This is a genomic window from Acinetobacter sp. YQ_14 (assembly GCF_043102985.1).
Lineage (GTDB): Bacteria > Pseudomonadota > Gammaproteobacteria > Pseudomonadales > Moraxellaceae > Acinetobacter > Acinetobacter venetianus.
On record NZ_JBICJJ010000002.1, the window covers coordinates 217,972 to 241,468 of the forward strand.

Genomic DNA, 23,497 nt, shown 5'->3' on the forward strand with positions numbered 1-23,497 from the left:
TTATTAAAACATAGCTTGTGGGTAGAAAATGGCAAAATACAATCCATCACTTACTATTGAGTTGTATAAAGTAAATAAGTTTGAACATAAGCAGCCTTTAGAAGAGGTTTTTAAAGTTATTGAAAAGGATTCTTTGGAGCAACGATCAAGACTTATTAAACAAGTTAGTACTCGCCTTGATAAAATAATTCAACCAACTGAAGAAAAACCTTTTTGGCTCCTCAACTTTAGTAGAATATTAAATGTTGCTCCTGGTCAGCGTGGTCGAGATGACCAAATTAGAGATATTGAATTAGAAGAAGGCCATGATTTTGCAGAAGAAACAGCTGTTTTGTACATTCCTCAAAGTGAATATATTTTAATTCAATATGCTCATCATGGACCAAGGGTAAGTGCAATTAATGATTATTTGAATAATTATATTAAAGATGTAAATGAAACGCCGAAACAATACGAATTTTTAGTGCAATTGAAACCAGATGCTGAAGCTCGGTTGGACAATAAAGACATATTAACTGAAATAGAAATTAGAATTAATCCTAATCAAATGACTTCAGCAATGAGGCAAGAGGGTAAAACGCTGGCTCAAGCTATAGATACGGTTGGAAAGTTGAATCCCAAAAATGTTTATTTAAAAATCTCAGCAAAGGCTGATGATGGTTTAGTAAAAACTGGAGTTAAAAAGTTCCTGAAAATGATTGCAAGAGATGGTGTTGCCTCTACTGTAAGGGCAACAGGTCTTGATGAGAATAGTGAAACTCTAGAAACTGTTGATTTAATAAAAGATAGAGAGAAAAAGATTTTTAAGAATGTACCTTTAAGCTCTAACAAAAGATGGTCTGAGGCAGTACGATACGAACATCTTGAAAAGGCGTATAATGGGTGGAAAAAGATACTTTTAGGTTCTAAAAAATGAGTTTACTCTCTCCCCTCAATCGTGAAAGATACGGTCCAATAACACTCGCATTAATTGCATTTATTATCTGTTTATTTATATATTTTAAATTTGATTTATCTTTAACTACATGTTTTACAGATAAAAAAGTTGAGTTTTTATCTGTTGGAATTAGTCTCGGAGCAATATGGGCTGGTTTTACTGGTGTTATTATGGGCTTATTTATGACATTAAGTAATACTGATATTTTAGAAAAATTAAAAGAATCTGGATATATCAATGATTTACATAACTATTTAATTACTTCAATTAAAGGCTCTATTTTCTTTTCTATAATTTCTTTCACAGGATTCTTCTTTCTCAAAAACTTTTTTGAATATTATTTTTGTATATGGGTTGGAAGTGTTATCTATGCGGGTATGACATTCCTAAGGGCAGCAAATATTTCATATAGTATTATGAAGAAAGTACATGCATAAATGCGTATATAACTGTTTTAATTATAAAATATAAATATAATCATAACCTTATCATTCATTAATGGATTTCTTTTTTTCTTAAATTATCAATAAAATTAGACCATTCCTGCATCATTTTTACTCGGTAATCTAAATACTGAGCATGGTTATAAGCCTGAGACACGGCATTACCAACCGTATGAGCTAATTGGATTTCAATCGCATCGTGCATATATCCTTGTTCGTGTAGTGTTGTTGAGGCAAGCCCACGGAAGCCATGACCAGTCATTTTTCCCATATATCCCATCGTTCGAATTGCACTTAAAAGAGCATTATTACTTAAGGGTTTCGCTTTACTGTGATTATAGAAAACATATTGCTTGTTACCTGTGATTGGTCTTAATCCCTCAATTAACTCAACAGCTTGTCTTGATAAAGGAACAATATGAGGTAGAGCCATTTTCATTTTGTATGCAGGAATGCGCCATAAATGATTATCAAAATCAATCTCATTCCATTCCATATTGATGAGTTCAGCAGTCCTTACGAATGTTAATGTCATTAGCTGTAAAGCTGTTTTAACCAAGATGCTGCCGTGATAACGATCCATACGCTCTAAGAATGGTGGAAACTCAGAAATATCCAAACGAGCCATATGTTTTACTTTTCGTGGCTTTAATGCCTCTTGTAGATGAGGGGTCGGATCATTCTCAATGATTCCTTTACGGATCGCATAACGGAAAATTCGACCAGTCAAAGGAATAGAGCGCTTAGCCATTTCCAATGCGCCACGTTCTTCAATTTTTTTAGCACAAGCTAACACGTCTTTACCCTTTATTTGATCAATTGGCATATCGCCTAGAGCTGGGAATAGGTCTTTTTCAAATACGGATAAATCGCGTAAGTAAGTGCCTTCGGTAATCGCATCTTTACGGTCTTGCATCCATTGCATTGCTAGTACTTTGAAAAGCTTGCTTTTATCAGTTTGCTCTAGACGTTGATTTTTTGCGGCGTTAGGGTCGATATTATTATAAAGTTGTATTCGTGCCTCATCACGGACACGTCGAGCCTGAGCGAGAGAAACTTCAGGATAGCTTCCTATTGTTAAAGTGCTTTCACGTCCATTAAATCGATATTTTAACCGCCAGAAACGTCCACCTGAAGGTGTAACTTCTAAATAAAGCCCTTTTTCATCTGAATAGCGTTTTTTCTTATCAATTGGTTTGATCTTTCTAACTTGCGCATCAGTAAGCATTTAGGATGTTATCCTTATATATTGGGGGATGATTATTGTTTATTTAAAATAGTCCCCCAATTATCCCCCACGTTATAGGGGATTACAATAGATCTCATCGAATAGTATAAGGCAATAAAAAAAGCTTAAACCCTTTAGATTTAAGCTGTTAGGACTCTATGAGACATCATAGAAATTAAATTTGGCGGTGAGAGAGGGATTCGAACCCTCGAAACGCTATGAACGTTTACACACTTTCCAGGCGTGCTCCTTCAGCCACTCGGACACCTCACCAATGGGGTGCGATAGTAACGAAAAAAAAGCAGGCTGCCAAGTTGTCGTCGAACAGATTTGCACAAAAACTTTTTGGCTAATGTTAAGATTGCGACATGTAATGTTCTGTATTGAAGACAATATATGCAAAATACTGCAAAAAAAGCAGCATTGCCTGCCACGGCATTGGCAGCATTAGGGGTGGTCTTTGGAGACATTGGAACAAGTCCCCTCTATGCGTTGAAAGAATCTTTCCATGCTGCACATGGTTTAGGGATTCAACCTGAAAATGTTTTGGGTATCTTGTCCATTATCTTCTGGTGTTTGATGCTGATCATTAGTATCAAATACATCGCAATCGTTATGCGTGCTGATAATAATGGCGAAGGTGGAATCATGGCTTTATTGGCTCTGAATCTACGAAAAGCAAAAATATCGGATAGTAAAAAGATTTATCTGATCGCAATTGGTTTTATCGGTGCATCACTCTTTTTTGGTGACGGGATCATCACCCCAGCAATCTCGGTATTGTCGGCGGTTGAAGGACTTTCGATTGCAACCAATGTGTTGGACCCGTTTATTGTACCGATTGCGATTGTTATCGTGACAACCTTGTTTTTGATGCAGAAACATGGAACTGCATTTGTTGGTAAATTCTTTGGTCCGATCACGTTATTGTGGTTTATGTCACTCGGGATTTGGGGAGTTGTCAGTGTTGTACAAACACCTTTAGTCCTTGGAATGGTGAGTCCACATTGGGCGATTCAGTTTATTTTCACTCATCCTGTCATGTCGTTCTTCATTATGGGGGCGGTGGTCTTAACAGTAACGGGCGGTGAAGCGCTTTATGCCGATATGGGACATTTTGGACCAGCGCCGATTCGACTAGGCTGGTTTAGTGTAGTGCTTCCTTGTTTAGTGCTTAATTATGCAGGGCAAGGTGCGTTATTGCTACGTGATCCGAGTGCGATTGAAAATCCGTTCTATCTACTCGTTCCAAGTTGGGCGCTTTACCCAATGATCATTTTGGCAACGATGGCGGCGGTGATTGCATCTCAAGCGGTGATTTCAGGCGTTTTCTCCTTAGCACGTCAGGCGATTCAATTAGGATATTTACCACGACTCAGTATTAAACATACTTCGGATTCAGAAGAGGGGCAGATCTATGTACCTTTCTTGAATTGGTTGTTGCTCGTGGCAATTGTTATCCTCATTTTAATTTTCCAAACCAGCTCAAACTTGGCAAGTGCCTATGGTCTCGCTGTTACGTTGACTATGCTATGTGACACGATTTTAGTCTCGATTTTTATCTACTATGCTTGGAAATGGAGCTTACCAAAAGTTCTGCTTTTGATTATTCCGTTCTTTGTTTTAGAGTCTATTTTAGTGGCTGCGGCATCCTTAAAAATGTTCTCTGGTGGTTGGGTGCCATTATTGATCGGCGGTATTGCCATCATGATTCTGATGACTTGGAAGCGCGGTCGAGAGCTTACATTTGCCAAACTTGAACAAGATACGCTTTCATTGGATCTGTTTGTCAGAAGCTTGGGTGACAATGTACTGCGTGTACCGGGCGATGCGGTCTTCTTAACAGGCACGCCGAATGTAGTTCCTCATGCGATGTTGCATAATATTAAGCACAATAAAGTGCTGCATGAACGCAATATTTTAGTCACTGTGGTGATCGAAGATGTCCCTTTTGTTCCGCAAGAAGAACGTGTCAGCGTCGAGACTTTGGACGGTGCTTTTTATCGTATAAAAATCTTTTATGGTTTTAAAGATGAGCCGAATGTACCACGCGCGTTGGTTCAAGCTTATGAATTATTGGGCTTTGAATACGATTTAATGCAAATCAGCTTCTTTATTTCGCGTGATCGTATTGTGCATAGTGTTGGTGATGGGATGTCTCCATGGCGTGAGCGTCTATTCATCTCGATGCAGCGTAATACCAGCCCTGTGAGTGACTTTTATCAAATTCCAACCAACCGTGTGGTGGAGTTGGGTAGTCAAATTGAAATTTAATAAATATTGAAGAAAAAGGCACTTTAGAGTGCCTTTTTTATTGTCTGTTGTTCAATTGAACAGTTTTGCGACATAAATTGTCGTTCTTTGTGGTAACTCAATATACAGCGTAGTTTTGAATTGCTAAGCTTCGCGTTCATATTGATTTTGATGTAATTATGGCGAAGAGACCAACGAGAAAAGGTAAATCACAAGCTACTTTTTTAAGCCAAAATGTTGGAAAAATTATGCTTGCTTTGATCGCAACAGGAAGTTTTGCGATCGCATTTGGTAGTGAAAAAATTGCTAAATTTATTCCATTACAGTCGAGTAATGGGGCTTGTTTAAAACAGTTTTATCGCGATGTGCCACCATTATTAGCAAAAGATAGCCTAAAAAAAGACAGCTATGCACTGTGCTTTAATGATTTTAATGTTATGTACTCTGGGATTTCTAAAACCCCACTTTGGTCAGCAGAGCATCTTACGCCTGAGCGTTTAAGTATCAAAATTAAGCGTGAAGATAATTTTCATGAGGAAACACGTGTACAACAGTCTCATCGTGCATTGTTATCTGATTATCGTGGTTCAGGATATGATCGCGGCCATATGGCACCGAATGCGGATATGAATAATACCGCAGCACAATATGATAGTTTTTCATTGGCAAATATGGTGCCGCAAGCACCGAAAAATAATCAGGAAGTTTGGCGTAAATTAGAAGAGGCGGTTCGAGCAGTCGTAACCAAACATCATAAAGATGCCTATGTACTCACTGGGCCAGTTTTTGAAGGTAAAAGATTAAAAACCATTGGTAGTGGAGTGATTGTACCAACGGCGGTATATAAGGCAGTTTATTTGCCAAAGCAGGGGATTATTGGTGCTTATTACGCTCCGAACAACAATTCTCAGCAAGTGAAAGTGGTGAGTATCTGTTATCTAGAAGAGAAACTGGGAATCAATTTATTTCCACAGCTGACCGAACAACAGAAGCGGAATGTTTATCATCTTCCACTCACTGCGCAAAATGTAAAAGCCAATAGAGAGATCAGTTACGCGCATTGGGATGGTCAAAGTCAGTGCGCAGATGAAGCGGATAATGCCAGTATTCAAGCACAGCAAAAACAGTTCACCTCAGGACAAACACAAGCTGTTGAAAGTAAATTTCCACAGATCGATGAGGAAACTAAACAAGCATTAATCAAGCAGTTAGTCGATGCCCTAGTTCAGTATTTCTTACAATTGTTGAGATAGTGTAGCGAAGATTGCAAAGTCTCCGCACTTCGCTCATGGTGTAAAACTGACAATAACAATGAGAGAAAAAATGTTTAAGCCTTTTCAAAACGGAAATGAGTCAGCAGCGATTTATGATCTGACACTAGAAAATGATTTAGATTGCGTGAGCTTATATGGCAATTTGCAGATCACCAAAGATCAAGAGGGTTTGAAAACAGCAAAAGCTTTACAGCAGTTTGTGAATGAGCTTGTGGTAGCATTAGAGCAGCAAGATTTGCCTGCGAAGATTGAACGTCGACCTGAACAAGAGATAGAAAACCCATTTCTATAAATAAAAAACAGCCTAATCAGGCTGTTTTTTATTGCAATATAGCTTAGTTTTTCTCGTTGCTTACCACCTTGTAGATGATTGCACCGATCACAGCACCAATAATTGGTGCAACCCAGAACAACCAAAGTTGGCTTAATGCTGCTGTTTCTGCAAAGAATGCAACGCCTGTACTACGTGCAGGGTTAACAGATGTATTGGTGACTGGAATACTGATTAAATGAATCACTGTTAAGGTTAAACCAATCGCAATCGGAGCAAAACCAGCAGGGGCATTCTTATGTGTAGACAATAAAATGATAATTAAAAAAACGGCTGTTAAAACCACTTCAATTAAAAATGCTGAAGCCAACGAAAAGTGGTTTGGAGATAACTCACCATAACCATTGGTTGCGAAGCCACCTGTGCCTGCAAAGCCTGCTTGACCTTGAACGATAATGTAAAGAATAAATGCGGCGAATGTTGCACCGAGGACTTGCGAGATAATATACGGTGCTAAATCTTTGGCTTCGATACGACCGCCCACCCATAAGCCAACACTGACAGCGGGGTTAAAGTGCGCTCCAGAAATATGACCAAAGGCATAAGCACCTGTTAAAACAGTTAAACCAAAAGCAAAAGCAACACCTAAGAAACCGATCCCAAGTTCTGGAAATGCAGCTGCAAGCACTGCACTACCACAACCACCAAAGACGAGCCAAAAGGTTCCGAGAAATTCTGCTAAATATTTGTTCATTTTTATCACCACACAATTTATAAAAAATAAAAAAGTAACCATCCAAAAATTTATTGTGGATATGTTCAACCTATGTGAAATAAATGTGAATTAATTCACGCAGGTTGTAGGCTATTGTATAAATGGTGTAAAAATAATGATCAGTTGTGAAACCGTTAGTTTGCCCCGAAATTTATTACGAATTGTAAGTTGTGTTGTCTTTCCGCCATTGCTGAGGCGTTTGTCCTGTCCAAATCTTAAAAGCACGTTGAAAAGCACTTTGTTCTGAATAGCAAAGTAGTAGGGCGATTTCTTGCAAACTCAAATGGGGATCTTTTAAATATTCGGTTGCCAGCATAAAGCGGATTTGCTGTACGCGCTCTTGGAAAGTGGTGTTTTGTTGTTGTAAATGGCGTTGTAATTGTCGTACTGAGAGTCCCAATTTCTCAGCAATAAAATCAATTTGATATTGGTTTTTTTGCAGTCCAGTCAAAATCGCATGTTGTAAACGTTGATCCAGTTGAGTTGAGTTTGGTAGTTGTTCTAATAATGCCTGTGCTTGTTTTAACAAGAGTTGTTGTAATGTATGGTCGCCAGTTCTAAGCGGTTTAAATGCTTCATTGACAGGAAGCAATAACTGAGTTTTAGGCTGTTCAAAACGAACACGACAATGAAAGTATTGCTCATAAATTGCGATGTTTTTGGGTGCTGTATTGACAAAATGCACCTCATGTAAATGAATACTTTCTCCTGACATAAAGAGCTTTAGAAACTGCACCATAAGGGCAATTGCAATTTCATCTGTCAGTTGTGTTGGATGAGGTTCAGGCGCTTCCCAGCGAATCGAGGCATAAGGTGGACTGAACTCAACAATGAGAGGGCTGCCATCATAAATCAGTCGATGAAAGTCATGATAACGAGCCAAAGCCTCACCCAAATTTTCACAAGACAATGCAAGGTAGGCAATAATCCCAAGATGTTTAGGTTGAACATATTCCGCAATTTCTAGTCCTAAACCTGTTTTAGGGTGCATGGCATTGAGGTCTTCTAGCAGGTCACGCCAAATCACATAATCAAAGCGTTCTAGGTTTTGAACTTGTTGTAATTGTTCAGGAATTTCAATATTTTTTGCTTCGCAATAGGCTTTTAATAAGTGCCCCAAACCGCCAAATACAGAGCCTGTATAATTCTTGAGTTGAGACATCCCGTCTATTCCCGATCTTGTCGTGTTTTGTCAATATAACTATATCGTATCGTCAATACTTCGCCTATAAAAATTTATATCTTTAATAAAAATAAGGAAACTTTTGGAGAAAACCATGTTGAAGGGTTTTATTACAGGTCTAGCCGTTGCAAATGCATTTGAGTGGTTTGCACATAAATACGTTTTACATGGCGTACATCGCCCAGGACAGCCACGCTATAGTCCAGTTCCAAAAAGTATGGAGTCACACTGGGCACACCATCGTGAAGTGCGCAAACAAGAATTTTCTGATGATTGTTATGTTGAGGGGCTAGATAGTTGGCGTACTCGTAATGAGTTAATGTCTCTTGCTGTGGCAGCGGGTGTAGCTAGTGTTGTGTTCTATCCTTTCTCAAAAGGGATGTCACTTGCCGCAATTTACAGTGCAGGAAATTATTATTATGTGCATCGTCGCGCACATTTAGAACCTGATTGGGCACGTCGTACAATTCCTTGGCATTATGATCATCATATGAACTCAAACCAAGATGCGAACTGGTGTGTGACACGCCCATGGTTTGATTATGTGATGGGAACACGAGTAGTTTCTTCAGCTGATCTGAAAGAGAACAATCCGCTAGGTATCAAGTTACCAGCCCCAATTTCTAAGGCACTCAGTCATGCGATTGAATCTGTATTTCCAGCAAAATGGGTTGAGCAAAAGCCAAAATTGATTAAGCCTCCTGTCGTAGAACAGGAGCAAAGTGCATCAGTCGCTTAACCTATCTGTTAAGGGTAAATAACTATGTCAAAGTTATTATTTTGATAAATCACGACAATAAAAATGAGCTTGTCGTGAATTGTCAATAAAATCGGGATTTAATGTCAATATTTATGCTGAGTTTATCGCTACCTTAGCTCAAGCCTTTTTATTGCTTAATATTTATCCAAATTTGCTGTATTTTGTTTACCCTCTAGCGTTGTATAAACGCAGTTTCCATACCTTGTTCCGCAAGGTATTTTTTTGTCTGAAAGAAATGTCAAAGAATAAAAAAACCTCTCGAAATAAAGTATTGAGAGGTTTTTTTGAGTATCTCTAAGATTTAGAGACGCATTTCAATGCCTTGATCTGCCAAGTATTGTTTGGCTTCTGGAATGGTATGTTGACCAAAGTGGAAAATCGAAGCAGCCAATACTGCATCAGCGCCACCTTTCAAAATGCCGTCCGCTAAATGCTGTAAGTTACCGACACCGCCGGAAGCGATGGTTGGGATATTGACGCGATCATTGATCTGGCGCATCAGTGCAATGTCATAACCTGATTTGGTACCATCGGCATCCATACTGGTGATGAGAAGTTCACCTGCACCATAGTCTGCCATTTTGATAGCCCACTCAATCGCATCGATTCCCGTCGGTTTACGTCCGCCATGAGTAAAGATTTCCCATTTATTATCGCCTGTTTTTTTCGCGTCGATCGCAACAACGATACATTGTGCACCAAAGCGTTGTGAGGCTTCTTGTACGAACTCAGGTGTGAAAACAGCAGCTGAGTTGATACTCACTTTGTCCGCGCCAGCATTCAGCAGTAAACGAATATCTTCAACTTTACGCACGCCACCACCCACTGTAAGTGGAACGAAAACGCTTTCAGCCATACGTTCTACAGTGCGATAAGTCGTGTCTCGTCCATGATGGGTAGCTGTAATATCTAAAAAGGTAATTTCGTCTGCGCCTTGTTCGTTATAACGACGTGCGACTTCTACAGGATCTCCTGCGTCACGGATATCTAGGAATTGAACGCCTTTGACGACTCGGCCATTATCAACATCTAAGCAAGGGATAATACGTTTTGCGAGCATAAAATTTTCCAAAAAATCGCCAATAGTGAAAGGAGACCGACTCTGGTGCTACACCTTCATGGAGGGAACGGGTATTCTATCAAACTTCACAGCTATTTTTTGCAGGTTTTCCATGTCGGTTTATACCCCGTTGAGTTTAGAAGAAGTTCAAGCATTCGCTGAGCCATATGGTTTGGCAGTGATTGACCTCATTCCAATCCAAGGCGGTATTCAAAACACCAATTATTTTTTGGTGGATCAGTCTCAGAAACACTATGTACTCACTGTTTTTGAGGAATTAGATGCTGAAGGTGCAGGTGAGCTTGTTCCTGTGCTTGATCGTTTAGGTGAGGCGGGCGTTCCAGTTGCAGTGCCGTTAAAACATCATGGACAGGCGATTCATAGCATTGCCAATAAGCCAGCACAAATTGCGCCGCGTTTAATGGGTGAACATCCAGAGCAAGCTACGATTGATCAGGTTGATGCGATTGCCCAAGCACAGGCGAAAATGCATTTAGCGTTACACGGTTTTCCTTTAGAGCGCGATTTTAATCGTAATCATCAATATTGGTCAGATGTCGCGGCACAGCTTCAACCCAAAATGAATGCTGAAGATCAAGCGTTATTGGCGCAGGTTTTCCATAAATTTTCTGAAATTGCCCAGCAGCATCCTGACCGTCCTGTCGGTTTTATTCATTCTGATCTATTTAGAGACAATACCTTATTTGAAGGTGATCAATTACGAGGAATTCTTGATTTTTATGAATTGAATCAAGATGAATGGCTCTTTGATATTGCAATTAGTATCAATGACTTTTGTACAGCTTATCCTCAAGCCCATCTTGACCATGAAAAAGCAGCGCATTATTTAGCAGCTTATCAAGCGATTCGTCCATTAACTCAAGATGAGTTGGTATGTCTCGATATTTTCTTGGCGATGGCAGCTTGTCGATTCTGGAGTATGCGTTTGCAAGTGGCACAAAAAAATGCTGAACATGGGCGCACGGGTGATGATATCTCGCAAAAAGATCCGCTTGAAATGCGTATGATGTTACAAGATCGTTTACAAAGAATAAGTGCTTAAGGAAGAGTTATGCGAGATCAAGGTCGTTTAGTCGAATGGTTTGATGAGAAAGGTTACGGCTTTATTCAACCCAATGATGTCCATAAAGATCGCGTTTTTTTGCACATTAAAGACTTTGCTCGCACAGGTCCTCGACCAATTGTCGGCTGTGCTTTGGAATACACGATTATTCTCGATGAGCGTGGTCGTTATCGCGCTCAGCAAGTCACGTATTTAAAAGCATCACAAGTCTTTGAACATAAGACAAAACCAGCTCGACCAACAGCAGCGAAGCGTTGGTCTGCGATGCAAATCGGTATCGTGATTTATATTGTATTTATGGTGATTGCGAGCTTTAGCAAATTGCTACCGCCTTATACTTTATTGTTTGTCAGTTTGATGAATGTTTTGAGCTATTGGCTATATGCACAGGACAAAGAAGCAGCACAATTAGGCAATCGCCGTATCCCTGAGCAGACTTTACATATCGTTGACTCTCTCGGGGGATGGTGTGCTGGTTGGCTTGCACAGCAAAAACTGAGACATAAAACACAAAAACAACCGTTCCGTAAGATTTATTTCTGTACCATAGGCTTTCATATATTGTTGATATGTTGGTTAATTTCTCCCCTCAATGTGTTTTATTAATATTGAGATGGAGTTTGGAGATAAATAAAAATGAACTATTCCGTAGATCAAGATCCAAACCGTACTTTAACGTTGGTTCTTTATGTACTTTATATTATTGCCATTTTTACTGGCGGTTTATTGGCGATCATTGCGCTCATCATTAACTATGTAAAACGTAGTGATGTTCAAGGCTCGATATTTGAAAGTCATTTTACTTGGCAAATTCGCACCTTCTGGTGGTATTTAGCTTGGAATATTATTGCCTTTGTTCCGTTCTTATTCTTGTTCTTTACAGGTGATAATGGAACGGCGTTTGCGGGTGTTGCGTTAACGGCAACGACTTTTGCCTTTGCTGCCGTGTTCGGTGCATGGGTGTGGATTGTCTATCGTGCAATCCGTGGTTTAATTGCTTTAAATGATAATAAACCGATGTATCAATAAACCTGACTTCATGCGGTGTGATTGTGATTATTGAGCATGTACATTTAAATATTAAGCCCAATCAAAGTGAAGCGTTTGAGTTAGCCTTTCAGCAAGCTAAACAGATTATTTACCCAATGGACGGGCTGAATGCAGTTCAACTGATTAAACATGTCGAGGACAATCACCACTACATTTTGATGATTTTTTGGGACAGTATAGAACATCATACTGAAGGTTTTAGAAAATCAGCAGCGTATCAAGAATGGAAAGCATTATTGCATCCATTCTATGATCCGATGCCAACGGTTCAATACTACCAACCGCATATGTTGCTTAAAAAGAAAGAACCTTCTCAGTGAGTTGGATGATTTTAATTTTTAGTCTTTTTTATCTTTTAATATTTTGAGTTTCAATTCACTTACGAGCACACCTACGACCACCAATAAGCCACCAAATAATGCTAACAGTGGTAAACGTTCACCTGCGATACGTCCAAATACACCAGCCCAGACAGGTTCTCCAGCATAGATAATTGCCGCACGTGTTGGATCAACCATTTTTTGTGCCCAGTTCATGACGAATTGAATCAATGCACTCGCGAGACCTAGCCCGACAGCCACTAGAAATAGTGGCCATGAAAAGCTTGGAATCGTATGCTCACCAACGAGAGGCATACTCGCAAAACAGAGTAATGAGGCAACTGTAAGTTGGATGATAGTCACGCGCCTTAAATTTACTTTACCTGCAAAATAGCCAATCAAAATGATTTCCATGGCAATCACAACTGCACAAATCAGTGTAAGAACTTGTCCATAATTTAGGCTAATACTTGAAAATCCATTTCCTGTCAGCAACACCAAACCTGTAAATGCTAATCCTGTTCCAATCCATGTCATCAGTGAAGGGCGTTTCTGAAAAATAGCCCACATCAAAATAGGAACAAGTGGGACATAAAGCGCTGTTAGGAAAGCAGACTCGCTACTTAAAATAGTTTGCAGTCCAATGGTTTGAGTGCCATAGCCAATTGCAATCATCACACCAATCGCTGTCCCAGCAAACGTTTCTTTGAGCGTTAAGCCGCTCAAGGATTTTACTGAAATCAGAAAAATAACCAGTGCTGCGACAGCAAATCGACAGCCGACAAAAAACATCGGCGTACTAAAATTTAGTGCATATTGAATCGCTAAAAATGTTCCACCCCAAATCATCGTGATAAAGATCAGGGCGAATTGAGCCGCTTTGGGCGATTGTGACAAATTCGTCAAAGTAAAAATTCCGAATACAGGATGTGTGCAATATACTGCACATATTGCATTGGTTTTTAATGTTGTGCAATATATTGCACATTGTTTTTTATGATTGAATTGAATGAGCCAATCAGAAGCCATCTTGCAATATGTCGGCGAAAATATACGTTTCTTCCGTGACCAATCGCAGCTCAGTCAACAAGAGTTAGCTGATCGGGCAGGGCTGAGCCGGCGAACCATTGCCTCACTTGAAACGGGACAGGTCAATATTAGTTTAGCGAAACTAGATGCTATCGCGAATGCTTTAGGAGTCGACTTTAAACGTCTGGTCAGTGCGCCTGAGTTTGCAGATTCGGCAGTTGTTAACACGATTGCGTGGCAGGGGGAGCAGCTTGAAAGTCAGGCAGTTTTGCATGCTGCTGTTCCTGCACATGCACAGGTTGAATTGTGGACATGGAGTTTGGCAGAAGGAGAAACATATGTGGCCGAACCTGATCAACAAGGTTGGCAAGAATTAATCTATGTGATCGAGGGTGAGCTCAGTCTGGAATTAGAATCATGTACACAAGTGATTAGTGCTGGATCATCCATTTTATTTGAAAGCTCGACAGATTATCGTTATTGCAATCAAGGCAACGGTACGCTGAAATTTGTTCGTAATGTCATTTATTAGTATTAAAAAAAGAGCCAAATTTTTGAATTTGGCTCTTTCAGATTGATCGTTAATTGATATTAGATCGTTTCAAAATGATGTTTGCTATGCGTACCATATTTATCAATCATGATTGAGCTAGCTTCATTCAAACCACGAACGGTCACATTGGCACCATTTCTTTGAAATTTATTGACCACAGAATCTAGCATGGCAACGGAGGTAACATCCCAGATGTGAGAGTGTGTCAGGTCAATAATCACATCATTAACAGGTTCTTGAAAATCGAAGCTCTGCATGAATTTTTCTGATGAACTAAAGAAAATCTGCCCTTTAAGATCGTAAACGCGGACATCACCTTCAAAATAATGCTCGATATGAATATCATTTTCTAATTTATTAGCAAGGAATAACGCTGAAAGTAACACACCTGTCAGCACACCTAAGGCAAGGTTATGGGTGGCAACTACCACGGCAACGGTCGCGAGCATCACTATATTACTGCTCTTAGGATTGGCTTTAAATGTGGTTAAAGATTTCCATTCAAAGGTACTGATCGAAACCATGATCATCACCGCAACCAATGCCGCCATTGGAATGACTTTTAACCAGTCACTAATAAACACGACCAAAATGAGTAAGAATATACCTGCACAGAAGGTTGAAAGACGTGCACGACCACCTGATTTTACATTGATGATCGATTGACCAATCATGGCACAACCTGCCATCCCTCCCATGAAACCTGACGCGATATTGGCAATGCCTTGACCTTTACATTCTTGGAATTTATCACTGGGTGTATCTGTCATTTCATCAATGATCGTTGCGGTCATCATTGATTCAAGTAAACCCACAGCAGCCAAAGCAATCGAATAAGGCAAAATGATTTGGAGTGTTTCTAGGTTAAGCGGAATATCGGGTAGTAAAAAGATCGGTAAAGTATCTGGTAACGAGCCCATATCACCGACAGTACGAATATCAATTCCGAAATAAATAGCAACGAGCGTGACAGCAATGATGCAGACCAATGGTGAAGGTAAAAAGCTGCCAATTTTAGGAATCAATGGAAATAGATAAATAATCGCTAAACCTAAACCAACCAGTGCATAAACATGCCATGTGACATTGACTAGTTCGGGCAGCTGCGCCATAAAAATCAAAATCGCGAGCGCATTGACGAAACCAATCACCACAGATTTAGAAACAAAGCGCATGAGTTTGGCGAGTTTGAGATAACCTGCCAAAATCTGAATGAAGCCCGTTAAAATCGTTGCAGCCAGTAGATACTGTAAGCCGTGTTCTTTCACTAGCGTGGCCATCACTAGTGCCATCGCGCCAGTTGCCGCCGAAATCATAGCAGGTCGTCCACCGACAAATGAGATTACGACTGCGATACAGAAGGATGCATACAAGCCGACTTTAGGGTCAACACCTGCAATAATAGAGAATGCGATTGCCTCAGGAATGAGTGCTAAACCGACAACCAGCCCTGCCAAAATATCCGCACGGATATTGGAAAACCATTGTTCTCGAACATTGGATAACATAGAAATAGCCTATTTTTTCTTTGAAAATTAAAGGCTAGTGATGTGATATAAAAACACAAGACTACACCACATCACTAGACAGTGATGAGTTACTTACAGATGGGATATGTAAAAACTAAGGTGGCGTAAGTGTCATTATGGGATGGAACTTTGAGATGAGAGTTTGGATAAGGATAACATTTAAGCAGAAAAAGCTCTAGTCATCATTTCAATCACTAGAGCGAATGCAGAGAATTACAATGATTGTTGGTCTAACAATAATTGAGCTTCACGAAGGTTAAGTGTACCTTCGTAGATTGCGCGACCTGTGATCGCACCTAAAATACCTTTTTGACCTTTTAAGTTACGAACATCATCAAGGTTGGTCACACCGCCAGAAGCAATCACGGGAAGACCTGAATAAGCAGCTAGATTTACAGTTTGCTCAACATTTACACCTTGCATCATGCCATCACGCGCAATATCAGTGTAAACAATGCTAGATACGCCAGCATCAGCAAAACGTTTAGCAAGATCAGTTGCTTTTACATCAGTGACATTTGCCCAGCCATCAGTTGCAACCATACCATTGATTGCATCGATACCGACAATGATGTGACCCGCAAAACGTTTACATGCTTCTTCAACAAATTCAGGTTCTTTGACTGCTTTTGTGCCAATAATTACGAATGACACGCCAGCATCTAAATAGTGCTCAATCGTTTCAAGTGAACGGATACCACCGCCAATTTGAATTGGTAACTCAGGCTGAGCACGTGCAATTGCTTCAACGACAGGTTTATGAATCGGCGTACCAGCGAAAGCACCATTTAAGTCAACTAAGTGTAAGCGACGAGCGCCTTCATCAACCCAATGTTGTGCAGTTGCAACAGGATCATCAGAGAAAACAGTATCGTCTTCCATACGGCCTTGCTTTAAACGAACACATTTACCATCTTTCAGGTCAATCGCAGGGATGATTAGCATGCTTTCGCTCCTTGCATCATCATAAATTTAAATTGGCTACATATTATCAAAATATTGATCAATCGCTAAGCCTTGGATACTGAACCTTCAAGTATTCTCACGACTTTTTGTTGTAATTGAGAAGGGAGGAGTTGATGTTGATACAAATATTTAAAAACCATGAGTGCAGCATAGGCATCTGCGGCAGCATAGTTGATCTGTTGAGGACTGAGTTGTTTCACCGACCAATTGGAGGTGCTGACTTTTTTACTTTTGGTTAAATAGCGTTGAAACAGGACAGCAATTGCTGTTTGTATTCCAACTTGGGAAGTATAACCAAAACTTGAGAAGCTTTTTGATAGATTAATATGGGACTTGAGTTCAATGCCTTTAATCCGAAAACTCGCACTATCATTTTTTAAACCAAAGCCAACTTTGAGCTGTTGTTCATTTTCTAAAATCGGTTTTAAGAAGTTGAGAATGTCAGGGTTAACTTGAAACAGATATGCTTTGTCTGAGGTTGCAAGTTGTACGAGGTGTGGTCCAGTCGATTTCTCACCGACTTTGAATGTGGGTTTAGATTCAGTATCGAAGCCAAACACTTGAATGGAGTAGAGTTCATCTTGAATGCTGAGACATTGTGCAAGCGTTTGAATGACTAAAATATTGTGAGTATCTAAATTTTGAAATGCAGGAAAAGTTCTTATTTCTTCTTTGCTTAAAAGTGTTGGCTTTTGCTGCATTTCCATTGGATTCAACTCAAATCTATTAGATGAGCTTAAACGTTTTTCTTGAAATGAAAAAGCCAAGTTAGAAAACTTGGCTTTGAAATAAATATTCTATTTATGCATTTTATTCAGCATATCTATTCATTTGTTCCATTTGGATCTGTTGGCTTTTTTGAATATAGTTTTGATACGCAGGAATAGCAGTTGCTGCGATCGCTAAGATACTGAGTGGGAAAATGACGATATATATCCACCCTAAAACCTTTTCCCAACCTTGAGTAATACGTGGTGAGCCGTAGTTATTTTCAGTTTCATCGCCTTTTGCACAACTTAAATAGATAAAAAAGAATAAATTTATGAGTGGCAATAATGCTAACAATGACAGCCAACCTGTTTGATTTCGATCATGTAGACGACGAATCGAGAAAATGAAACTGAAATAGATCATTGCAATATAAACAATGACAAAGAGTCCACCGAATACATATAACGATGAGCCTGTTGATGAACTGCTAAAAGCAGGGACAAGAAGTGCTGCGATAATACCTAAAATGAATACGAAGACCACGAGTAACATATTCCAGCCTAAATAAGATAGTCGGCCAAAACGTCCACTTGCACTAAAACCCGAATCATTTGTTTGAAGATGAGATGACATGTTATTTTCCTGTTGTCACTGATTTTTAAAATTAATTTTTTAAAAGATAAATTGTTTGGTTTTCATTCAAAGCGTTTGCATAATAAGCAAAAAATAATTGTAAATAAATAGAAATGCGCATGAAAAAAATTAGGCCAATATCAATTGACCTAATTTTGAATATTTAAAACAGCTGAAAACGAATTAAATTTTCCATTCCACAAAGTTTTTCAATAACTGTAAACCTGCTGTGTGGCTTTTCTCAGGATGGAATTGTGTCGCGAACAGATTATCTTTATGAATCGCGGTACAAAAGTTTAAGCCATAATCACAAGTTGCTGCAGTGACTGTCGCATCTTTGGGTTCTACATAGTAGCTATGAACGAAATAGAAACGTGCATCTTGTTCAATGTTGTTCCACATTGGATGGTTTGGATCAAGTTGATGCACTTGGTTCCATCCCATGTGTGGCACTTTTAGGTTTGGAATTGCTGGGAAATGTTTAACAACACCATCAAAAATACCTAATGCTTGTACACCACCATTCTCTTCAGAGCTTTGTAGGAGCGCTTGCATACCCACACAAATGGCTAAAACGGGTTTGTTGAAAGCGGCTTTGCGAACAACTTCATCAATTCCTGCTTCATGCATCCCTTGCATACAGTCACGCATGGCGCCAACACCAGGGAATACAATTTTATCTGCTTTTTCAATGAGTTTTGGGTCGTTGGTCACGTCAACTGTTGCACCCACATGCTCTAAAGCTTTTGCTGCTGAGTGTAAGTTGCCCATGCCATAATCAAGTAAAGCAATACGAGTCATTACAGGCTACCTTTGGTCGAAGCAATCATACCCTCTGCACGAGGATCAACTTCACACGCCATACGTAATGCACGTGCTAAAGCTTTGAAAACACTTTCGATCTGATGGTGGCTATTTTTTCCTTTCAGGTTATCAATATGTAATGTCATCAGTGCATGATTGACAAAACCTTGGAAAAATTCTGAGAATAAATCGACATCAAAGGTTCCGATGCGTGCACGAGTGAATGGAATATCCATAAACAAGCCCGGGCGACCAGACAAATCGACTACAACACGAGAAAGTGCTTCATCGAGAGGTGCATAAAAATGACCATAACGACGTAAGCCTTTTTTATCACCTAAAGCTTGCGCAAAGGCTTGTCCCAAGGTGATTCCACAGTCTTCTACGGTGTGATGATCATCGATTTCGAGATCACCATCGCAATGAATGTCGATATCAAATAGACCATGGCGCTTGATTTGATCAATCATATGGTCTAAAAATGGAACTCCAGTGTTGAGTGTGCCTTGACCAGTACCATCGAGATTGAGACGAACTCGAATTTTTGTTTCGTTGGTATTTCTTACCACTTCACTGATACGTTGCGTCATGGACACGTTCCTCAAAAAACGTCAAAAATGATTGAATTAAAAACCAATAGTTTCGCTGTGACGAAAAAGTGACAGCATCATAGTTTGCTCAGGAGGGTTAATCAATGCCTATTACCGTACATGCTTACAGTTCACTAGAAAATCTAGGGATTCGTACCCAGCTAGAGCGACTTTATGACACCAGCCCAGAGTTTGGTGATGGGCAAGATGCGATGGAGCAACTTGAACAAGATCTACAGCAATATACCACAGTTTATACCGCTGAATTTAACACCAAAATTATAGGTGCAATCTGGGTCACAGGACAAGGCGAAAGCCGTGTTTTGGAATATATAGTTGTGCACCCTGCCAATCGTGGCCGGGGTGTGGCGGAACGCTTAGTTGAAGAGGTTTGCCGTATGGAAGAGGAGCAAGGGGTAAAACAATTCGAACCGGGTTGTGGTGCAATCCATCGCTGTTTATCGCATATTGGTCGAATCTGAAAATATGATTTTCACCTAGACTCTGGAGCAAAATTAAACACTTAATAGAAAAATCCACAAATTTGCTTGACGGATTTTGACAAACATTGTTTAATACGCCCACTTTGGCGCGATAGCTCAGTCGGTAGAGCAACGGATTGAAAATCCGTGTGTCCCCAGTTCGATCCTGGGTCACGCCACCATAGATTTGTATTTTCAATCCCTGATCCCATCAGGGATTTTTTTTACCCAAAATATTTTGCGTGAAAAATGGGCAATTAAATCAAAAGCTCAGGATAATTGTTGACTATTGAGCTGAGATACGGCTTAATACACGCCATTGGCGCGATAGCTCAGTCGGTAGAGCAACGGATTGAAAATCCGTGTGTCCCCAGTTCGATCCTGGGTCACGCCACCATATTCAAAAAGCCTCAAACATCTGTTTGGGGCTTTTTTTATACTTCAAAATAGACCTATTCATTATTGTTACGCTATTGCTCTCGTTAAGTGCCTATTAATAGCTTATGAATAAAAAGAATATGTACTTCAATTTTACTTAGTTATATGAATAAAAGAAAAACAATATACTTTGATATATATTATTTTTAATGCAGATAAATTATGCAAAAGTCTCTCGGGGTTGTTTTACCAATTGTTATTTTATCTACGCTATCTCAGCATAGTTTCGCAACTACAGGCTATTTCATGCATGGCTATGGGGTAAAGGCGCAGGGTAACGCAGGAGCCTCTATAGCGGCATTTAACGATGCTTTAACGATTGCGAGTAACCCATCAGGTCTAGCATGGTTAGACAGTCGCGTGGATGTTGGTGCAACCTTATTTAACCCGAAGCGCTCTAGCGAGATTGTAGGAAATCTAGCGGGTGCGAATGGACAATATAGTGCGAATGGTCGTGAATACTTTGTTTTACCTGAAATTGCGATTAATAAGAAGGTAAATGACAGTGTTGCTCTAGGTCTGGCAGTTTATGGGAATGGCGGGATGAATACTTCATATCGGAATAATCCTTATGCTGCTTTTGGTAATACAGGTGAAGCAGGTGTGGATTTAACACAGATCTTTGTTTCTCCATCTGTAGCTTGGCGGTACAGCGAAAATCAGTCTATCGGTGTTGCAACGAATTTTCTCTACCAGCGTTTTGAAGCGAAAGGCATTTCCGGTTTTGCACCATTTTCTACAGATGGTGAGCATTTAAGTAATCAAGGCAAAGATTCATCGACAGGAATCGGTGTTCGCGTGGGTTGGAGCGCTAAGTTAAATGACGTAGTGACTGTCGGTGCAAATTACTCATCAAAAATTAAAGCAGACAAGTTTGATCAGTATCGTGGCTTATTTGCTCAAGCAGGCAGTTTTGATGTTCCTGAAAGTTATGGTGTAGGGGTTAGTGTAAAAGCCAGCCCTGCACTCACACTGCTAGCGGACGTGCAGCGTATCAACTATTCGGATGTGGATTCTGTCGGCAACGTCTTTAGTTTTGATTCATTAATGGCGGGCAATGCTTTTGGTTCTGAAAAGGGGCAGGGTTTCGGTTGGAAAGATATTAATGTTTATAAAGTGGGTGCAAGTTATCAATTGAATCCACAACTTACTCTACGTGCAGGATATAGCCATAATTATCAGCCTATTTCTGAAAGTCAGACTTTTTTAAATATTTTGGCACCTGGTGTCATTAAAGATCACGTCAGTGTTGGAGCAACATGGAATATTGATCGAGCACAAGAGCTGAGTGTTGCTTATACTTATGGTTTAAAAGAAACCGTTAAAGGGAATCAATCGATTCCAACAGCATTTGGTGGTGGAGAAGCCAATATTGAGATGGATCAGCAAATTTGGGGGCTTTCATATGGTGTGAAGTTTTAACAATAAAAAAGCTGAATCATAAAGATTCAGCTTTTTTCACATCAGAAAATTCTGTGTATTTATGCAGTCTTTGCAAGTGAGTCAGCAACAAGCATTTGACCTGTTTCTTCAAAGTTTGCATGCCATGACAATGCTTCACGTAAAATGTGAGGCGTATGTCCACCACGTTCACAAGCACGCTCAAAGTAGTCATTTAACGCACCTTGATAAAGTGGATGTACACAATTATCAATAATGACACGAGCACGCTCACGAGGCGCTAAACCGCGTAAATCAGCAAGACCGACTTCAGTTACTAAAATATCAACATCATGTTCGTTGTGGTCAACGTGGCTGACCATTGGAACGATTGATGAAATGTCACCACCTTTGGCAATTGATTTAGTCACGAAAATTGCTAAATGCGCATTACGAGCAAAATCACCTGAACCACCAATACCATTCATCATCTTCGTGCCACACACATGCGTTGAGTTCACGTTGCCGTAGATATCAAACTCAAGGGCAGTGTTGATACCGATGATTCCTAAACGACGAACAAGTTCAGGGTGATTGGAAATTTCTTGAGGGCGTAACACCAATTTGTCTTTGTATTTTTCGAGATTTCCGAAAACACGTTCGCCACATTGTGCTGATAACGTAATAGAACTACCAGAGGCAAACTTCATTTTACCTGCATCAATTAATTCAAAAGTACAGTCTTGAAGTACTTCAGAATACATGACTAGATCTTCAAAATTAGAATCTTTTAGACCTGTTAATACGGCATTGGCAATCGAACCAATACCTGCTTGTAAAGGACCTAAGTTTTTCGCCAAACGACCTGCAGCAACTTCTTTTTCAAAGAAAGCAATGAGGTGATTTGCGATACCTTGAGTCTCAGCATCAGGTGCAGTCACAGTCGATGGCGAGTCCGCTGTGTCGTTAAACACGATACCAACGATTTTCGCCGGATCAATTTGAATTGCAGTTGAACCAATACGATCATCAACTTTTGTCAAAGGTACAGGCGTACGTGTTGGACGGTAAGTTGGGATGTAAATATCATGCAAACCTTCGAAGTTTTCACTTAAAGAAGTATTGATTTCTACAATCACTTTTTCAGCGAAGATCGCGAAGCTCGCAGAGTTCCCTACAGATGTTGTTGGAACAATATGACCTTCTTCTGTGATTGCAACAGCCTCAATCACGGCTACATCAGGACGCTTGAGCTGCTGGTTACGCATTTGCTCAACAGTTTCAGACAAATGTTGGTCAATGAACATCACTTCGCCATTGTTAATTGCACGACGTAAAGTGTTGTCAACTTGGAATGGCATACGACGCGCAAGAACACCTGCTTCAGTCAGTTGTTTGTCTAAGTCGTTTCCAAGGCTAGCGCCCGTAATTAACGTGATTTTTAACGGATTTTTTTTAGCTTGTTCAACCAGTGCTTGAGGGACTGCTTTTGCTTCCCCTGCACGAGTAAAGCCACTCATACCAACCGTCATATCATTTTCAATAAAGCGAGCTGCCTGCTCAGCACTCATCACTTTGTCGTGAAGAGATGCAAGGCGAATACGACTTAAAGACATCATCCATTCTCAATATTGCTTTTTCATTAGATATGGATTTTAGCGCTAAAAGTGCAAAAGTGAATTGGACTACTGCTAAGGTCTAATATGTGAAATAGAAGATGATTTTTGACTAGAAATAAGTGGCA

Annotated in this window: 25 protein-coding genes and 3 tRNA genes; 15 read left to right on the forward strand and 13 right to left on the reverse strand. The window is 39.9% G+C overall.

Annotated features, from left to right (window positions below; genetic code table 11):
* Positions 1-28 precede the first annotated feature (28 nt).
* Positions 29-916, forward strand: coding sequence for a DUF6731 family protein (locus tag ACF8D3_RS01000; RefSeq protein ID WP_392469624.1), 888 nt, complete (start codon positions 29-31; stop codon positions 914-916).
* Positions 913-1,374, forward strand: a complete 462-nt coding sequence (locus tag ACF8D3_RS01005; protein ID WP_392469625.1) for a hypothetical protein — start codon at positions 913-915, stop codon at positions 1,372-1,374. The genes ACF8D3_RS01000 and ACF8D3_RS01005 overlap by 4 nt, the downstream gene beginning before the upstream one ends.
* A 58-nt stretch (positions 1,375-1,432) precedes the next feature.
* Here the strand turns inward: ACF8D3_RS01005 and ACF8D3_RS01010 are convergent, their stop codons facing one another.
* On the reverse strand, positions 1,433-2,608 hold the full coding sequence (locus ACF8D3_RS01010; RefSeq protein ID WP_392469626.1) for a tyrosine-type recombinase/integrase: 1,176 nt from the start codon (positions 2,606-2,608) through the stop codon (positions 1,433-1,435).
* Positions 2,609-2,790: 182 nt separating this feature from the next.
* Positions 2,791-2,881, reverse strand: a tRNA-Ser gene (locus tag ACF8D3_RS01015).
* Positions 2,882-3,004: 123 nt separating this feature from the next.
* Between ACF8D3_RS01015 and ACF8D3_RS01020 the strand changes: the two genes are divergently transcribed.
* The 3 genes from ACF8D3_RS01020 (at position 3,005) to ACF8D3_RS01030 (ending at position 6,427) form a co-directional block, all read left to right on the forward strand.
* Positions 3,005-4,882, forward strand: a complete 1,878-nt coding sequence (locus tag ACF8D3_RS01020; protein ID WP_004877957.1) for a potassium transporter Kup — start codon at positions 3,005-3,007, stop codon at positions 4,880-4,882.
* A gap of 158 nt (positions 4,883-5,040) precedes the next feature.
* Positions 5,041-6,114: a DNA/RNA non-specific endonuclease gene (locus tag ACF8D3_RS01025; protein WP_017196878.1), complete on the forward strand. Its 1,074-nt coding sequence runs from the start codon at positions 5,041-5,043 to the stop codon at positions 6,112-6,114.
* Between the two features lie 70 nt (positions 6,115-6,184).
* A complete protein-coding gene (locus ACF8D3_RS01030) occupies positions 6,185-6,427 on the forward strand; it encodes a hypothetical protein (RefSeq protein ID WP_392469629.1) in 243 nt (80 codons plus the stop codon).
* A 43-nt stretch (positions 6,428-6,470) separates the two neighbouring features.
* On the opposite strand, the gene aqpZ is transcribed toward ACF8D3_RS01030, so the two are convergent.
* Both aqpZ and ACF8D3_RS01040 read right to left on the reverse strand, forming a co-directional pair.
* The gene (aqpZ, locus tag ACF8D3_RS01035) at positions 6,471-7,160 is read right to left on the reverse strand and encodes an aquaporin Z (protein WP_004877952.1); all 690 of its coding nucleotides are present in this window, start codon (positions 7,158-7,160) and stop codon (positions 6,471-6,473) included.
* A gap of 175 nt (positions 7,161-7,335) precedes the next feature.
* A complete protein-coding gene (locus tag ACF8D3_RS01040) occupies positions 7,336-8,343 on the reverse strand; it encodes an AraC family transcriptional regulator ligand-binding domain-containing protein (RefSeq protein ID WP_392469631.1) in 1,008 nt (335 codons plus the stop codon).
* A gap of 115 nt (positions 8,344-8,458) precedes the next feature.
* On the opposite strand from ACF8D3_RS01040, the gene ACF8D3_RS01045 reads away from it, so the two are divergent.
* On the forward strand, positions 8,459-9,103 hold the full coding sequence (locus tag ACF8D3_RS01045) for a hypothetical protein (protein ID WP_392469632.1): 645 nt from the start codon (positions 8,459-8,461) through the stop codon (positions 9,101-9,103).
* Positions 9,104-9,425: 322 nt separating this feature from the next.
* Here ACF8D3_RS01045 and hisF read toward each other — a convergent pair whose 3' ends face one another.
* Complete coding sequence (gene hisF, locus ACF8D3_RS01050) at positions 9,426-10,184, reverse strand: imidazole glycerol phosphate synthase subunit HisF (RefSeq protein ID WP_392469634.1); 759 nt, start codon at positions 10,182-10,184, stop codon at positions 9,426-9,428.
* 112 nt (positions 10,185-10,296) lie between these two features.
* Between hisF and ACF8D3_RS01055 the strand changes: the two genes are divergently transcribed.
* From ACF8D3_RS01055 to ACF8D3_RS01070, 4 genes are read left to right on the forward strand one after another with little or no spacing between them, the layout of a single operon-like run.
* Positions 10,297-11,247: a homoserine kinase gene (locus ACF8D3_RS01055; protein ID WP_392469636.1), complete on the forward strand. Its 951-nt coding sequence runs from the start codon at positions 10,297-10,299 to the stop codon at positions 11,245-11,247.
* Between the two features lie 9 nt (positions 11,248-11,256).
* Complete coding sequence (locus tag ACF8D3_RS01060) at positions 11,257-11,874, forward strand: DUF1294 domain-containing protein (protein WP_136456769.1); 618 nt, start codon at positions 11,257-11,259, stop codon at positions 11,872-11,874.
* Between the two features lie 30 nt (positions 11,875-11,904).
* On the forward strand, positions 11,905-12,297 hold the full coding sequence (locus tag ACF8D3_RS01065; protein ID WP_004877943.1) for a membrane protein: 393 nt from the start codon (positions 11,905-11,907) through the stop codon (positions 12,295-12,297).
* 23 nt (positions 12,298-12,320) lie between these two features.
* Positions 12,321-12,638 carry an antibiotic biosynthesis monooxygenase gene (locus ACF8D3_RS01070; RefSeq protein ID WP_019385556.1) on the forward strand — a complete coding sequence of 106 codons (318 nt, stop codon included), beginning with the start codon at positions 12,321-12,323 and terminating at the stop codon, positions 12,636-12,638.
* Positions 12,639-12,656: 18 nt separating this feature from the next.
* Here ACF8D3_RS01070 and ACF8D3_RS01075 read toward each other — a convergent pair whose 3' ends face one another.
* Positions 12,657-13,544: a DMT family transporter gene (locus ACF8D3_RS01075; protein WP_392469639.1), complete on the reverse strand. Its 888-nt coding sequence runs from the start codon at positions 13,542-13,544 to the stop codon at positions 12,657-12,659.
* A 103-nt stretch (positions 13,545-13,647) separates the two neighbouring features.
* On the opposite strand from ACF8D3_RS01075, the gene ACF8D3_RS01080 reads away from it, so the two are divergent.
* Entirely contained in the window at positions 13,648-14,199 is a 552-nt protein-coding gene (locus ACF8D3_RS01080; RefSeq protein WP_392469640.1) for a helix-turn-helix domain-containing protein, read from the forward strand.
* 59 nt (positions 14,200-14,258) lie between these two features.
* Here the strand turns inward: ACF8D3_RS01080 and ACF8D3_RS01085 are convergent, their stop codons facing one another.
* The 6 genes from ACF8D3_RS01085 to hisB form a co-directional block, all read right to left on the reverse strand.
* Positions 14,259-15,728 carry a SulP family inorganic anion transporter gene (locus ACF8D3_RS01085; RefSeq protein WP_061393024.1) on the reverse strand — a complete coding sequence of 490 codons (1,470 nt, stop codon included), beginning with the start codon at positions 15,726-15,728 and terminating at the stop codon, positions 14,259-14,261.
* A 234-nt stretch (positions 15,729-15,962) separates the two neighbouring features.
* Positions 15,963-16,694 carry a 1-(5-phosphoribosyl)-5-[(5-phosphoribosylamino)methylideneamino]imidazole-4-carboxamide isomerase gene (gene hisA / locus ACF8D3_RS01090; protein ID WP_007480330.1) on the reverse strand — a complete coding sequence of 244 codons (732 nt, stop codon included), beginning with the start codon at positions 16,692-16,694 and terminating at the stop codon, positions 15,963-15,965.
* Between the two features lie 65 nt (positions 16,695-16,759).
* Positions 16,760-17,422 (reverse strand): 3'-5' exonuclease domain-containing protein 2, encoded by a 663-nt coding sequence (locus tag ACF8D3_RS01095; protein ID WP_392469643.1) that lies wholly within the window; start codon positions 17,420-17,422, stop codon positions 16,760-16,762.
* Positions 17,423-17,525: 103 nt separating this feature from the next.
* Complete coding sequence (locus ACF8D3_RS01100; protein ID WP_392469645.1) at positions 17,526-18,059, reverse strand: DUF805 domain-containing protein; 534 nt, start codon at positions 18,057-18,059, stop codon at positions 17,526-17,528.
* Between the two features lie 183 nt (positions 18,060-18,242).
* Positions 18,243-18,860 carry an imidazole glycerol phosphate synthase subunit HisH gene (gene hisH / locus ACF8D3_RS01105; RefSeq protein ID WP_392469647.1) on the reverse strand — a complete coding sequence of 206 codons (618 nt, stop codon included), beginning with the start codon at positions 18,858-18,860 and terminating at the stop codon, positions 18,243-18,245.
* Positions 18,860-19,453 carry an imidazoleglycerol-phosphate dehydratase HisB gene (gene hisB, locus ACF8D3_RS01110; RefSeq protein ID WP_004877928.1) on the reverse strand — a complete coding sequence of 198 codons (594 nt, stop codon included), beginning with the start codon at positions 19,451-19,453 and terminating at the stop codon, positions 18,860-18,862. Before hisB ends, hisH begins: the two co-directional genes overlap by 1 nt.
* Positions 19,454-19,557: 104 nt before the next feature.
* Between hisB and ACF8D3_RS01115 the strand changes: the two genes are divergently transcribed.
* From ACF8D3_RS01115 to ACF8D3_RS01130, 4 genes are all read left to right on the forward strand, one after another.
* The gene (locus tag ACF8D3_RS01115; RefSeq protein ID WP_004877925.1) at positions 19,558-19,935 is read left to right on the forward strand and encodes a GNAT family N-acetyltransferase; all 378 of its coding nucleotides are present in this window, start codon (positions 19,558-19,560) and stop codon (positions 19,933-19,935) included.
* A 106-nt stretch (positions 19,936-20,041) separates the two neighbouring features.
* Positions 20,042-20,117, forward strand: a tRNA-Phe gene (locus ACF8D3_RS01120).
* A gap of 139 nt (positions 20,118-20,256) precedes the next feature.
* A tRNA-Phe gene (locus ACF8D3_RS01125) sits at positions 20,257-20,332 on the forward strand.
* A gap of 203 nt (positions 20,333-20,535) precedes the next feature.
* Entirely contained in the window at positions 20,536-21,795 is a 1,260-nt protein-coding gene (locus ACF8D3_RS01130; RefSeq protein WP_392469649.1) for an OmpP1/FadL family transporter, read from the forward strand.
* A gap of 59 nt (positions 21,796-21,854) precedes the next feature.
* Here ACF8D3_RS01130 and ACF8D3_RS01135 read toward each other — a convergent pair whose 3' ends face one another.
* Entirely contained in the window at positions 21,855-23,369 is a 1,515-nt protein-coding gene (locus ACF8D3_RS01135; RefSeq protein ID WP_061393169.1) for an acetyl-CoA hydrolase/transferase family protein, read from the reverse strand.
* Positions 23,370-23,497 lie beyond the last annotated feature (128 nt).